Genomic DNA, 14,234 nt, shown 5'->3' with positions numbered 1-14,234 from the left:
TGTGAGGTATTAATTGAACTTTGTCAATAGACATATGTTGACCTTTATTAATACTCTATTACCATAGCTAACTTTATCTCGAACAAGTAAATACACCTTCTAGATAGTTTTCCAATCATTTCTATTCGAAGGTGTATTCTTGATTAATAAAATATTGGAAAGTTTCTATTATTCCGGTACTTGTAAAGTCATAGGGTCTGCGAACTCGTAGCCTTTATCTCGTAATCCTTTCACAATATCTTCTAATGCATCTGCAGTCCATTCACGGTCATGCATTAATAAATTTGCTCCATTGGACAATAGTTCCGTATTGACCATAATATCAGCTAATGCCTCTTTATTCTGATAATCTGCTTCCCAATCATATCCATAAGTCCAATTCATAAGAAGCATTCCTTCCTCTTCCACTAATTGTATTGCATAATCAGTATTGACACCGTTTGGTGCACGGAAAAACTTCGGCTTCTCACCAATTATTTCTTCGATTAATTCATTTAATTCTAAGATTTCTTGTTTCTGGGTATCTTCATCAACATCAGATAATCGCGTATGATTGTATGTGTGGTTGCCAACCGCAAAACCCATATCATGAATTTGTTTTAAGACTTCTTTTTTTTCATCTGACTGTAAAAAGTGACCATTTACAAAAAAGATCGCGGGTACATCAAACTGATTTAACGTCTGTGCCATTTCCAAAGCGTTTTCGTCAGGTGCATCATCAATGGTAAGTAACACCACGTTCTCATTCGTACCTTCTTCTAGAGGTACTACATTCCAATTATCATCGATTTGATACAATGGTTCCGTTATTTCTTGTACTGTTTCTTCTTCTTTATTTTCTTCATCTTCCGTTCTATTATCATCCTTTTCCTCTGTAACCGGTGGCTCTACTTCTACTTCATCCTCTTTTTCTGTTTGATCTGTTGATGTCTCTTCGGTATTAGCTTCTTCATCAGCTACTTCATCGTCGTCATTCACATTATCATCACATGCGACCAAAACGATCAATATTCCTAATAGCAATAAATATACACTTTTTTTAAGCAACGAAACTTCCTCCATTTCAAAAATTAAAAAGATAACCAAACAAAATCCAGTCCACCCTGTTTGTTGAGCGGACATTTAGTGCGCTATTTGACGGAATCACCCCATTTTTCAATGTTGGCGGACATTTAATCCCTTATTTGATTCCTTTCAGTAAAAATTAGCGTTAATTTCGATGAATAGCGGAATAGATGTCCGCAAGCAGCCTAAAAACGCCACTTTTGTCACAAATAACGGAACAAATGTCCGCTTCCGCAGTCTAAAGCAGTCATTTTAATTCAAGGTCATGTTCACATTACTTCACAGTATATGTGTATTTTCTTTTGTCTTAAAAAAGAGCCTGCCAGGGCAGACTCCTCACTGTTTACTTATTATTTTACAATATGAATTGGTGTACCTATTGCAACTTCTGCTGCTTCCATAGTAATCTCACCTAAGGTAGGGTGAGCATGGATTGTTAGAGCTAGATCTTCTGCTGTCATACCAGCTTCGATAGCAAGACCAAGTTCAGAGATCATATCACTAGCGTTTGGACCAGCAATTTGTGCACCAATAATTAAGCCATCATCTTTACGTGTTACAAGCTTCATAAAGCCTTCAGATGCTTTCAAGGACAATGCACGTCCATTAGCTGCAAATGGGAATTTAGATGCTTTTACATCGTAACCAGCTTCTTTTGCTTCCTCTTCAGAATATCCAACAGTAGCTAATTCTGGGTCAGAGAACACAACTGCAGGGATTGCATTATAGTCGATTACCGCATTTTCTCCAGCAATTGCTTCAGCAGCAATTTTACCTTCGTAAGATGCTTTGTGTGCAAGTGGAGGTCCAGGAACGATATCACCGATCGCATAAATGCTATCTACATTTGTACGGCATTGCTCATCAATTTTGATAAGACCTTTATCTTCCATTTCGATACCAACTTGCTCTAATCCAAGTTCATCTGTATTTGGTTTACGTCCAACCGTTACAAGTACGTAATCTGCTTCAACAGTTTCTTTCTTACCATTGGCTTCATATGTTACTTTAACACCGTCTTTTGTCTCTTCCACACCTTGTGCCATAGCTTCTGTTACAATTGTTGCACCTTTGCTCTTCAGTTTCTTCTTAACAAGTGCACTCATTTGTTTTTCAAAGCCACCAAGGATATCTTTTAATCCTTCAAGGATGGTCACTTCAGTACCGAAGTTTGCATATGCTGAACCTAATTCAGTACCAACATATCCACCACCGATTACAACTAGTTTTTTCGGAATTTCTTTTAAGTTCAGTGCGCCTGTTGAATCTAGTACACGATCAGAGTATTTAAAAGCAGGTAGTTCTATCGGACGTGAACCAGTTGCAATAATACAGTTTTTAAATGTATATGTTTGAGAGTTTTTATCATCCATTACTTTAACCGTATTTTTGTCTACAAAGTACACTTCACCGGAAACGATGTCTACTTTGTTTCCTTTTAATAATCCTTCTACACCACTAGTTAGTTTATTAACAACTGAGCCTTTCCATTCTTGTACTTTGGAAAAATCTACAGAAACATTTTCTGTTTTAATCCCTAAAGTATCGTCACCTTGAGCCTGTTCTGCACGATGCCCTGCTTCTATTAAAGCTTTTGACGGAATACATCCAACGTTTAGACATACACCACCAATAGCACCTTTTTCTACAATGGTTACTTTTTGTCCAGTTTGTGCTGCACGAATTGCTGCAACATATCCCCCAGGACCAGCCCCAACTACAAGTGTATCTAATTCTACCGGAAAATCTCCTACTACCATTTGTTTACCCCTCCATCATAATTAGTTGTGGGTCTTCTAACAGACGTTTAATTTGATTTAATGCTAATTGTGCAGTAGCACCATCAACTATTCTGTGATCAAAACTTAATGATAATGCTAGTACAGGCGCAACAACAATTTCACCGTCACGTACAACTGGTTTTTCTGCAATACGCCCAATTCCTAAAATAGCTGCTTCAGGATAATTGATGACAGGTGTAAACCATTGTCCACCAGCTGAACCGATATTAGAAATTGTACAAGAAGCACCCTTCATTTCATTAGGAGCAAGCTTTCCTTCTCTTGCTTTTCCTGCAAGCTCATTAATTTCGTTTGAAATTGCAAAAATCGATTTAGAATCTGCATTCTTCACTACAGGAACAAGTAGACCTTTCTCTGTATCTGCTGCAATACCAATATTGTAATAATGCTTATTAACAATTTCATCTGTTTCATCATCAATAGAAGCATTTAAAATTGGGTATTTAGATAATGCAGATGTTAGAGCTTTTACAACATAAGGTAGATAAGTAAGTTTGATCTCTTGCTCTGCTGCAATTGGTTTGAATTTCTTACGGTGTGCTACCAATTCTGTTACATCAACTTCATCGTGTAATGTAACGTGTGGTGCTTTATGCTTAGAGTTAACCATTGCATTAGCAATTGCTTTACGGATTCCACTCATCTTCTCACGAGTTTCTGGGAACTCACCCTCTGGAACAGAAGGAGCAGTTGCTTGCTCATCACTTGCTTGATCTGCAGCTGTAGTTTCCGCTTTTTGATCACCGTTTAAGAAGGCATCTATATCTTCTTTAAGAACTCGATTATTTTTTCCAGTTCCTTGTACTTCTGCAATATTGACATTGTTATCACGTGCATATTTACGAACAGAAGGCATCGCAATTACGCGGTTGTTCGGGTCTTTAGCTGCTGGCTCTTGTTTTTCTTCTTTACCCGCATCGTCATCTTTAGCTTCTTCTTTTTTCTCTTCTTTTGGTTCATCTTTGGCTTCAGCTTTGTCTCCATCATCTGAAGATCCTTCATCTTCATATCCTTCCGCGTCGATGGTAATAATTGTTTCACCAACTGTCGCAACGGAACCTTCATCAAAATGTACTTCTTTAACCGTCCCCTCTACTGGAGAAGGAATTTCAACAACTGCCTTATCATTTTGCACTTCACAAAGGACATCGTCTTCTTTGATTTCTTCACCAGCTTTTACAAACCATTTTACAATTTCACCTTCATGGATACCTTCACCAATATCAGGCAATTTAAATTCAAAAGCCATTCATATGACCTCCCGTCTCGATTTTATTGCTTAGAAATTAATGACTTTATTTACTTTCTCGATAATATCGTTATAGTTTGGTAACCAAACTTCTTCTGCTTGAGTAAAGGCATATACTGTATCAGGAGCAGCCACTGTCAGGATAGGTGCTTCTAAGTGTAGTATAGCTCGTTCTTGAACATTAGATACAACATAAGAAGCAATACCTGCTTGACGTTGCGCTTCTTGTACCATAACTACACGGTTTGTTTTTTCTACTGATTTAACGATCGTATCAAAATCAACAGGCATAACTGTGCGTAAGTCGATTACTTCTGCATCAATGCCGTCTTTTTCTAGTTCTTCCGCTGCTTTTAGCGAAGAGTGAACCATTGCACCATATGCGATTAAAGTTACATCATTTCCTTCACGTACAACGTTCGCTTTACCTAATTCTAGTGTGTAATCTTCTTCTGGTACTTCTTCACGGAATGAACGGTAAAGTTTCATGTGCTCTAAGAATACTACTGGATCATTGTCACGGATCGACTGAATTAAAAGGCCTTTTGCATCATAAGGACCAGATGGAATTACTACTTTCATACCTGGTTGTTGTGTAATAAGTCCTTCTAATGAGTCAGCATGAAGTTCAGGTGTATGCACACCTCCACCAAATGGTGAACGAATAGTGACTGGTGCACTTTGAGTGTTACCAGAGCGGTAACGTAAACGTGCCATTTGACCATTAATAGCATCCATTGCTTCATATACGAAACCAAAGAATTGAATTTCAGGTACTGGACGGAAGCCTTGAGTTGCAAGTCCAAGTGACATACCTGCAATACCAGATTCAGCTAAAGGAGTGTCAAATACACGATCTTCCCCGAACTCTTTTTGCAAACCTTCAGTTGCACGGAAAACACCACCGTTTTGGCCAACGTCTTCCCCGAAGACAAGTACATTTTCATCATTTTTTAATTCTACTCTTAAAGCATCAGTAATTGCTTGGATCATTGTCATTTGAGCCATGATTTACTTCGACTCCTTTGCTTTGTATTCTTCCATTTGTTCCTGCAAGTGAGCTGGAAGTTCTTCATACATATTACCGATTAAATCAGTAACTTTTTGTTTTGGTTGTTCATCAGTTTTCTTAATTGCCGCTTTAATTTCTTCTTTAGCTTTTTCGATTACTTCGTTTTCTTCTTCTTCAGACCATAAACCTTTTTCTTCTAGGAATTTACGGAAACGAACGATTGGATCCTTCTTCTCCCATTCGTTATCCATTTCTTCCGTACGATAACGAGTAGGATCGTCACCTGCCATTGTGTGAGGACCATAACGATATGTTAAAGTTTCAATCAAACTAGGACCTTCTCCATTAACAGCACGCTCTCTCGCATCTTTTGTTGCGGCATAAACAGCAAGAACATCCATACCATCTACTTGGATTCCTTCGATACCCGCAGCAACCGCTTTTTGAGCTAATGTATCAGCAGCAGTTTGTTTTTCAACTGGTACCGAGATAGCAAAACGGTTATTTTGCACAACAAAAATAGCTGGAGCTTGATAAGCACCCGCAAAGTTAATTCCTTCATAAAAATCACCTTGAGAAGTACCACCATCACCAGTGTAAGTAATAGCTACTGACTTTTTACCACGTTTTTTCATACCTAACGCCACACCTGCTGCTTGTGTATATTGGGCACCAATGATAATTTGTGGGCTTAAAGCATTAACACCTTCAGGCATTTGGTTCCCATGGTAATGACCACGAGAGAATAAGAATGCTTGATATAATGGAAGTCCATGCCAGATTAACTGTGGTACATCACGATAACCTGGTAAGATAAAGTCTTCCTTTTCAAGTGCAAACTGTGTTCCTAATTGTGATGCTTCTTGTCCTGCAGTCGGTGCATAGAAACCTAAACGTCCTTGTCGGTTTAACGCAATCGAACGTTGATCAAGAATTCTTGTATACACCATTCGAAACATAATTTCCTTTAGTTCTTCATCTGAAAGATCAGGCATTGCATCTTCATTAACAATTTTACCTTCTTCATTCAGAATTTGAAACGTTTCAAACTGCTCTTCAATATTTTCTAAAGTACGTTTCAAAAGAATTCACCTCTTCCTTTCTCAATCCCTAATTTAAATTTATCAAAATTAGCTTTCCCAAAAGATTAAAAAATCTGTACCAAAGTCATTATTATTGCTATACCCTTTAGAACAAAAAATAATCAACCTATGTAATAAATAAACTGTTACATAAGAATCGACTTAAAGTACTGGTACAATTTTTACTCATGTATAGTTTAGCTTATTGAAGACAGTTGGTCAAACACTTTGCAAGATTTAATTATAAATTTATATAATCCATCTAAAATGGTATTCCAATATTAATTAAAGCGCTTTATTAAGATCTGTTTCATTATCTTTTTTCAACTGTACTATTATTATTACCTTAAAAATATCATTAAAAAAAGCTTTCGATTAAATCGAAAGCTTTACTCATATACGACATTTAAATCAGCTGCTTTATAAAAGTCTTCTTTAAGCTGATTATATGTATCCGTCAATTCATTAAATTCCGTATTAGTTTCCATCACATCATCATATGATTGATTCACCGTATCTATCTGGTCACGAAGATCTTCTTCTGTTAGTTCTTCGTCCATGAATAACTCATATAACATTTTATCTTGGTCTAAAGATGCTAAGTAGGCATCATTTAATTGTTGGTAAACTTCGTAACGTTGGTCCATCGTTTGGATCATTTCTTCAGCTATTTGTTTAGGCTCTTCATCCAATTCATCAATATACTCTTTAACTTGGGAAAATTCTTGTTCTGCTTCTTGCATACTTTCTAATTCAGTTTGAAGTAATTCTTTGCGACTTTCAATAGTCTCAATTGCTTGTTCAGACAATGATGTAATTTCATCCATTTCATCAGCTGTCAATTCGATAATTTGATTATATAGTTCCTGTTCTTCTTCTTCTAGAGCTGTAAATGGTTCTTGTTGTTCAACAAATGTTCGTTCTAATTCTACGGTTTCTTCTAAGTGGTCATACATGTCATTAGCGGTAGATTCTCCACTACACCCCACCAATACCAATGTAAGCAAAAAGCCGATTAGTAATAATCTCCTCATATTCCCTAAATCCTCCTAAAGCAACTTCATTAATAATTATAAGCCAATTTATTATAACATAAAATAACTGACCTTTTGTACAAAAGTTAAAATTGATTATTAGAATTCTATATTTTTTGATCATTTTTCGTTATGATAGATAATACGAATATTTATGAAGAGGTGTATGTCAATGATTACGATGAAAGACATAGTAAGAGAGGGAAACTCAGTTTTAACACAAGTGGCTGAAGAAGTGGAACTGCCACCGACTGCAGAAGAGAAAGAAACATTGGAAGAAATGTTACAGTTTTTGAAAAATAGTCAAGATGAGGAGATCGCTGAAAAGTATGAATTACGGGCAGGTGTTGGTTTAGCCGCTCCTCAAATCGGAATATCCAAAAGAATGATTGCGGTTCACTTTCAGGACTTTGATGAGAATGAATACAGCTATGGATTATTTAACCCTAAAATTATCAGCCATTCAGTAGCAGAAACATTTTTGTCTGGCGGTGAAGGATGTTTATCCGTTGATAGAGAAGTACCTGGGTATGTGCCACGCTATCAAAAGGTTACTATAAAAGCTACTGACTTAGAAGGAAATGAAGTGAAGATAAAATTAAGGGGATATGCTGCGATTGTGTTCCAGCATGAAATTGATCATTTAAATGGTGTGATGTTTTATGACCGTATTAATAAACAGGATCCCTTTGCAGTTCCGGAAAATGCTAAGCCGTGTGACCAATAATATCCTAAAATAAAAATACCTTCGAACATTAGCATCCCGTTTCAACAAAATTGAAACGGGATCTTATTATTACTCCCTATAGCTTCAGAATTAAAACAAAAAAATTGCCTTGTCCTCCTTCTCCCAACAGATAAAAACTGCGAACTAGTTAAAATTCAGATTTACTCTCGTCCATTTTAATGTAAGGTGAGTGCTGTAATACCACTCCAGTAGAATACTCCGCTGGTTCTATTTTTCTGATTCTTGAAAGAGGACAACCTTTGGAAAAATTCATTTAATTTCTTCTATCTTAAACACAAAGCGCCATACAGAGCTGTGAAAAAATGCGACCCTCCTGTGGGATCAGCAACTCGCGTGATGCACCAGCGTCTTCTAGTAACGCTTCGTAGTAGGCTTCCTCGGTGCAAGGGAGCTAGGGAGTTATTTCAAGAAGTTCCCTAAACGCATATTTTATTTAATCAACGATAATTTCCTCATGGCGTTGCTTAAGCCGTTTTGATCTACATCATCAGTGACAAGGGTTGCTGCTTTTTTGACTTCTTGTACACTATTCCCCATCGCAACGCCTGTATGTACTTTAGATATCATTTCTAAATCATTTAGTCCATCACCAAATGCATAGGTATCTTCCCAATTTAAATCCAGTGCCTCAATAAATTTTTCAATACCGTGTGCTTTTGATCCAATCTTCGGCATTACATCACAAGAAACGGGATGCCATCTAACAAATTTCAACTGTTGAAACACCTCTTCATAAACTTTTTGTTCTTTTTCTTCGTTAAATAATAAAACTTGAAAAATCTCTTGCTTTTTGTAATATTCTGTATCTTCTAAAGGATGACTTCGTTTTAAGCTTCCAATTCCTTGTTCAATATGCGGATGGTTACTTACAGATGACTTCATGTCATCAATACTTTGATAAACAAGCGGATGTTGATGATTAACACTATATGCAGTCAATTCTTCAATTTGTTCAGAATCGATTGGATGTTGATAAACAACCTCTCCATTGTATACAGCATATTGACCATTAAAACTGATATACGATTGAATATTTAATTCTTTTAGAATATCTTGAAACATAAATGGTGCACGTCCAGTAGCAATTGATACAATCACACCAGAATCATGTAGTTGTTTCACCGCTTCTTTTGTTGCAACTGGAATTTGTTTATCATGATTTAAGATTGTCCCGTCAATATCAAGAAATACAACTTTTTGTCCCACTTTCATTCTCCTCTATATATGTAATATAAAAATAACCATCAATGATTATACCATGAAGAAAATGCATAAGTATATTCTCCGCAGTTAAAACTAAGGAAAGCTATTGATACTCGAAAACCATAATAAAGGTGATTTAGAAAATAATTCATTTATTTTAGCCTTTTTTGTTTCAAATTTTAGAAATTCATACTATACTATATAGTAATAGGGATTGGATCGGTTCGTTGAATACTTGCTTTTCTTTTCTATATAGATAGGAAGGAGTTGAGCAGTACTATGTTAAAACGTTTAAGAGAAAAATTAAAACGACGCTTGCGGGAAGCTTTACGGAGAAAACGTGTACCAACTACCATTAATCGTTCTGATGATATTTATAAGCATTCAAAACAAACCATAGAATCGAAACGCAAATAACAACTATAAGGAGAGATAACATGATCTATAAAGTACTTTACCAAGAAAACGCATCAGAAATACCTGTACGTGAACATACAAAGAGCTTATATATCGAAGCTACTTCTGAAAGAGAAGTTCGTGACTCTTTAAAAGAAAAGCAAATCAATATTGAATTCATCCAATTGTTAAGTGAGGCACATTTACAATATGAACAACAATCACCTTTTTTCAAAGTGGAGACTGCTTAGTATATGAAATTTGTAAAAAATGACCAAACAGCAGTTTTTGCTCTTGGTGGTTTGGGTGAAATTGGTAAAAACACTTATGGTGTTCAATTCCAAGACGAAATCATCCTTATCGATGCAGGAATAAAATTTCCTGAAGATGAACTATTAGGAATTGATTATGTCATTCCTGATTACACCTACCTTGTGCAAAACCAAGATAAAATAAAAGGTTTATTCATCACACATGGTCACGAAGACCATATTGGTGGGCTACCTTATTTACTACGTGAAATAAATGTGCCTATTTATGCTGGTAAATTAGCAGTTGGACTTATTCGAAATAAATTGGATGAACATGGATTATTACGCAAGACTAAATTACACACCTTCCAAGAAGATGATGTAATAAAGTTTAGAAAAACAGCTGTGTCCTTCTTCCGAACGACACATAGTATTCCCGATTCTTATGGTATTGTTGTAAAAACACCTCCAGGAAATATTGTTCATACTGGAGACTTTAAATTTGATTTCACACCAGTTGGAGAACCTGCCAACTTGGCAAAAATGGCTGAAATCGGTAAAGAAGGCGTTCTTTGCTTATTATCAGACAGTACAAACAGTGAAGTTCCTGGATTTACATTATCAGAACGTGTAGTTGGTGACAGCATTAATGATATTTTCTCAAGAGTGGATGGCAGATTAATTTTTGCTACTTTCGCTTCAAACATTCACCGCTTGCAGCAAGTCGTTGAAGCAGCCGTTAAACATAACCGTAAAGTTGCTGTATTCGGACGAAGCATGGAAGGCTCCATTAAGATTGGACAAGAGCTCGGATATATTCGCGCTCCTAAAAATACGTTTATCGAACCAAATCAGATAAACCAACTTCCCGCTAACGAAGTGACGATCCTTTGTACCGGTTCACAAGGAGAACCAATGGCTGCATTATCTAGAGTTGCGAACGGTACACACCGTCAAATTCAGATTATACCTGGTGACACAGTTGTATTCTCTTCTTCACCAATCCCTGGGAATACATTAAGTGTTAGTAGAATTATTAATCAATTGTACCGTGCCGGTGCTGAAGTTATTCATGGACCACTTAATGATATCCATACCTCGGGTCACGGTGGTCAACAAGAACAAAAATTAATGCTACGTCTTATTCAACCTAAATATTTCATGCCTATCCATGGAGAGTATCGTATGTTGAAAGAACATACGAAATTGGCAGATAGCTGTGGTATCCCACCTAAGAATAGCTTTATTATGGACAATGGAGAAGTATTAGCATTAGGAAAAGATAGTGCTGCGATTGCTGGTAAAATTCCTTCTGGCTCAGTCTATGTAGACGGTAGTGGAATTGGAGATATTGGTAATATTGTATTACGTGATCGACGTATCCTTTCCGAAGAAGGACTAGTTATCGTTGTCGTAAGTATCAATATGAAAGAGTTTCAAATCGCATCAGGTCCAGACATTATATCACGTGGATTTGTCTATATGCGAGAATCTGAAGACTTAATTAACGAGGCTCAAAAGCTTGTATCCAAACACTTAAATAAGGTAATGGAACGCCGGACTACTCAGTGGTCTGAAATCAAAAATGAAATTAATGATACAATCGCACCATTCCTTTATGATAAAACAAAACGTCGTCCAATGATCTTACCAATTATTATGGAAGTATAAAATAATTAAACTAGTACAGATAAACCAAACCCGTTTCAATTATAATAATTGAAACGGGTTTTAAATGTATTAAATGGGATAACATCGATTCAGATATGTAACAATAATGGTTAATCTACTGTACTTAATCTTCTACGACTAATTGTTTTTCAAATCGGGATATGTCTTTATCCGCTCCAATTACAATAAGGATATCATCTCGCTCAATTTTTTGTGTTGCCATTGGAGAGACATTAATACCTTTCTCATCTGCTTCTTTAATTGCGACAACGTTACAGCCATATTGAGCACGAATATCTAATTCAAGCAACGTTTTTCCATCCATTTTATCCCCTGCTTTTACCTCAACAATACTATGGTCATCAGATAACTCGAGATGATCTAAAATATTGGTAGAAATGATACTATGTGCAATACGTTTACCCATATCACGCTCGGGATGTACAACATGATCAGCACCAATTTTATTTAAAACTTTTTCATGATAATCATTTTGAGCTTTAACCGTTATTTTATTTATTCCTAACTCTTTTAACATTAAAGTGCTAAGAATACTTGCTTGAATATCATCACCAATCGCGACAATAACATGGTCAATGTTGCGGATTCCTAATTCTTTTAACACATTCTCATCCGTTGTATCTGCAATTACTGCATGTGCTGCAATATTCTTGAATTCTTTTACTTTGTCCTCTTGAATATCGATCGCTAATACATCCATCCCATCAGCACTTAACTCTCTGCAGATACTTCCACCAAAACGTCCTAAACCAATTACTGCAAATTCACGTTTCATATAAACTCCTCCAACACTTATAATCATACTTATTTTATCACATTGAAACAAAAAAGAAACCAGATTTAATATCTGGTTCCAGTAAATTATAGCGCATCTAACATATCAAATTGTGACTTAACAAGATCATAGTACTCACCTTTTTTCTTCATTAACTCATCATGACTACCTTGTTCTAAAATGCGACCATGCTCTAAAACGATAATATTATCTGCTTCTCTAATAGTAGACAAACGGTGTGCAATCATTATTGCAGTACGTCCTTCGAGCAATTTTCGTAGGGCTTTTTGAATTTTCACTTCTGTTTCCGTGTCAATACTAGCTGTCGCTTCATCTAATATTAAAATCCTAGGATCAGCTAATAACGCACGTGCGAAAGATAACAACTGCCTTTCACCAGCGGACAAGATATTCCCCCGCTCTTCTACTTCAGTATGATATCCATTTGATAATCTTTTAATAAAGTCATCTGCTCCAACGACTTTGGCAGCTTCTTTTACTTCTTCATCCGTTGCCTCTGGACGACCAAAACGAATATTTTCCATAATGGTACCTGAGAAAATAAAGGTATCTTGCAATACAACTGATATATTCGTACGTAAACTGTCCAATCGCATATCACGAAGATCATGTCCGTCAATCTTGACTGTACCATTGGTTGGATCATAAAAACGACTGATTAAATTAGCAATTGTCGACTTACCAGACCCAGTATGACCAACTAACGCAACCGTCTGACCTTGTTTCATTTCCAATGAAATTTCATGTAATGCTACACGGTCTTCATCATAGGAAAATTGTACTTTATCAAATACGATGTGCCCCTTCATATCCCGAAAAGCTTTTGCGTTCTTTTTCTCTTCAACATTTGGTTGTTCATCTAAAAATTCAAAAATACGTTCTGAAGAAGCCATTGCTACCAATAATTGATTATAAATCTGTCCTAAACGAGAAATAGGTTCCCAAAACATGCCTAAATAGAAAGCAAAAGATACAAACACACCAATTTCGATATTTCCTGTAATGATGAGATGTGCACCATATGAAATTAAGATCACCGTACCAATCGCGTTACTCATCTCTACAAAAGGACCAAAATAAGCACTCTTCTTCATGGCTATTCGTTCTTTTTCATAGTTATCTGTGTTCACACCATTAAAGAACTCTGTATTTTCTTTTTCTTGGGAGAAAGATTGTGTAATACGAATTCCTTGCATACTTTCATTCAAGTGTGAATTCAGACGTGATTTTTGGATACGTACATCTTGCCAAGAGCGACGGATTTTTCTTCTTAATTTAGTAGAAATAAAGAACATGATTGGTAGAATAAATAGAACGGCTAACGCTAATGGTGGACTTAACACAAACAGGATGACAATAATACCTGACAGCATAACAACATCCATTAACAAATTGATAATCCCGTTCGTAAATAATTCTTGTAAAGAGTTAACATCGTTCAATATCCGTACCAGGATAGACCCTGCAGATCTCTTATCAAAAAAATTGTGAGATAAACGTTGAACGTGTGAAAATAAGCTCTTACGCAAATCATGAATAACACGTTGACCTAAAATATTTACCCATTTAATTCGATAGGTATTTGCCGCATAACTTAATAAATATAATACTGAAATTCCTATAATTAGATACGTAAGTAAACTAACATTTTGATCTCCAATTGCCCTATCAATAACCCATGTACCGATAATTACAGGTACAATTAATCTGACAATCGTAGATACAAGCATCGCCACTATTGCAGCTGGCATTAGCGTTTTTGCATATGGCTTTAAATATACAAGCAGTCGCCACATTTGTTTCCAGTTAAAAGGCTTTTCCACCGCCTGATCTAGTGGATAATAAAAACGATTCAAATGGGGACTATCTTTTTTCATTTCTTTTGCTGTCATCGACTTAGCCAT

At 36.1% G+C, this 14,234-nt stretch carries 12 protein-coding genes; 3 read left to right on the top strand and 9 right to left on the bottom strand.

Features of this window, described 5'->3' with window-relative positions; translation table 11 throughout:
• Positions 1–168: 168 nt before the first annotated feature.
• The 6 genes from GI584_RS10240 to GI584_RS10215 form a co-directional block, all read right to left on the bottom strand.
• Positions 169–1,047: a polysaccharide deacetylase family protein gene (locus tag GI584_RS10240; protein WP_100362498.1), complete on the bottom strand. Its 879-nt coding sequence runs from the start codon at positions 1,045–1,047 to the stop codon at positions 169–171.
• 368 nt (positions 1,048–1,415) lie between these two features.
• Entirely contained in the window at positions 1,416–2,825 is a 1,410-nt protein-coding gene (lpdA, locus tag GI584_RS10235; protein ID WP_153791169.1) for a dihydrolipoyl dehydrogenase, read from the bottom strand.
• Positions 2,826–2,829: 4 nt separating this feature from the next.
• Complete coding sequence (locus GI584_RS10230) at positions 2,830–4,116, bottom strand: dihydrolipoamide acetyltransferase family protein (protein WP_153791168.1); 1,287 nt, start codon at positions 4,114–4,116, stop codon at positions 2,830–2,832.
• A 30-nt stretch (positions 4,117–4,146) separates the two neighbouring features.
• Entirely contained in the window at positions 4,147–5,124 is a 978-nt protein-coding gene (locus tag GI584_RS10225; protein ID WP_100360784.1) for an alpha-ketoacid dehydrogenase subunit beta, read from the bottom strand.
• A 3-nt stretch (positions 5,125–5,127) separates the two neighbouring features.
• Complete coding sequence (gene pdhA, locus GI584_RS10220; RefSeq protein ID WP_100360785.1) at positions 5,128–6,210, bottom strand: pyruvate dehydrogenase (acetyl-transferring) E1 component subunit alpha; 1,083 nt, start codon at positions 6,208–6,210, stop codon at positions 5,128–5,130.
• A 389-nt stretch (positions 6,211–6,599) separates the two neighbouring features.
• Positions 6,600–7,244, bottom strand: a complete 645-nt coding sequence (locus GI584_RS10215) for a YkyA family protein (protein WP_100360786.1) — start codon at positions 7,242–7,244, stop codon at positions 6,600–6,602.
• A gap of 172 nt (positions 7,245–7,416) precedes the next feature.
• On the opposite strand from GI584_RS10215, the gene def reads away from it, so the two are divergent.
• Positions 7,417–7,971, top strand: a complete 555-nt coding sequence (def, locus tag GI584_RS10210) for a peptide deformylase (RefSeq protein WP_100360787.1) — start codon at positions 7,417–7,419, stop codon at positions 7,969–7,971.
• Positions 7,972–8,421: 450 nt separating this feature from the next.
• Here def and GI584_RS10205 read toward each other — a convergent pair whose 3' ends face one another.
• Positions 8,422–9,198, bottom strand: a complete 777-nt coding sequence (locus tag GI584_RS10205; protein WP_153791167.1) for a Cof-type HAD-IIB family hydrolase — start codon at positions 9,196–9,198, stop codon at positions 8,422–8,424.
• Between the two features lie 434 nt (positions 9,199–9,632).
• Here GI584_RS10205 and GI584_RS10200 point away from each other — a divergent pair, with 434 nt between their 5' ends.
• Together GI584_RS10200 and rnjA are read left to right on the top strand one after the other, a co-directional pair.
• Complete coding sequence (locus GI584_RS10200) at positions 9,633–9,842, top strand: DNA-dependent RNA polymerase subunit epsilon (protein WP_100360789.1); 210 nt, start codon at positions 9,633–9,635, stop codon at positions 9,840–9,842.
• A 3-nt stretch (positions 9,843–9,845) separates the two neighbouring features.
• Entirely contained in the window at positions 9,846–11,513 is a 1,668-nt protein-coding gene (gene rnjA / locus GI584_RS10195; RefSeq protein WP_100360790.1) for a ribonuclease J1, read from the top strand.
• 124 nt (positions 11,514–11,637) lie between these two features.
• On the opposite strand, the gene GI584_RS10190 is transcribed toward rnjA, so the two are convergent.
• Positions 11,638–12,309, bottom strand: coding sequence for a potassium channel family protein (locus GI584_RS10190; RefSeq protein ID WP_100360791.1), 672 nt, complete (start codon positions 12,307–12,309; stop codon positions 11,638–11,640).
• Between the two features lie 86 nt (positions 12,310–12,395).
• Positions 12,396–14,234: an ABC transporter ATP-binding protein gene (locus GI584_RS10185; RefSeq protein WP_153791166.1), complete on the bottom strand. Its 1,839-nt coding sequence runs from the start codon at positions 14,232–14,234 to the stop codon at positions 12,396–12,398.

The organism is Gracilibacillus salitolerans (assembly GCF_009650095.1).
Lineage (GTDB): Bacteria > Bacillota > Bacilli > Bacillales > Amphibacillaceae > Gracilibacillus > Gracilibacillus salitolerans.
This window is presented reverse-complemented; position numbering and strand designations above follow the sequence as displayed.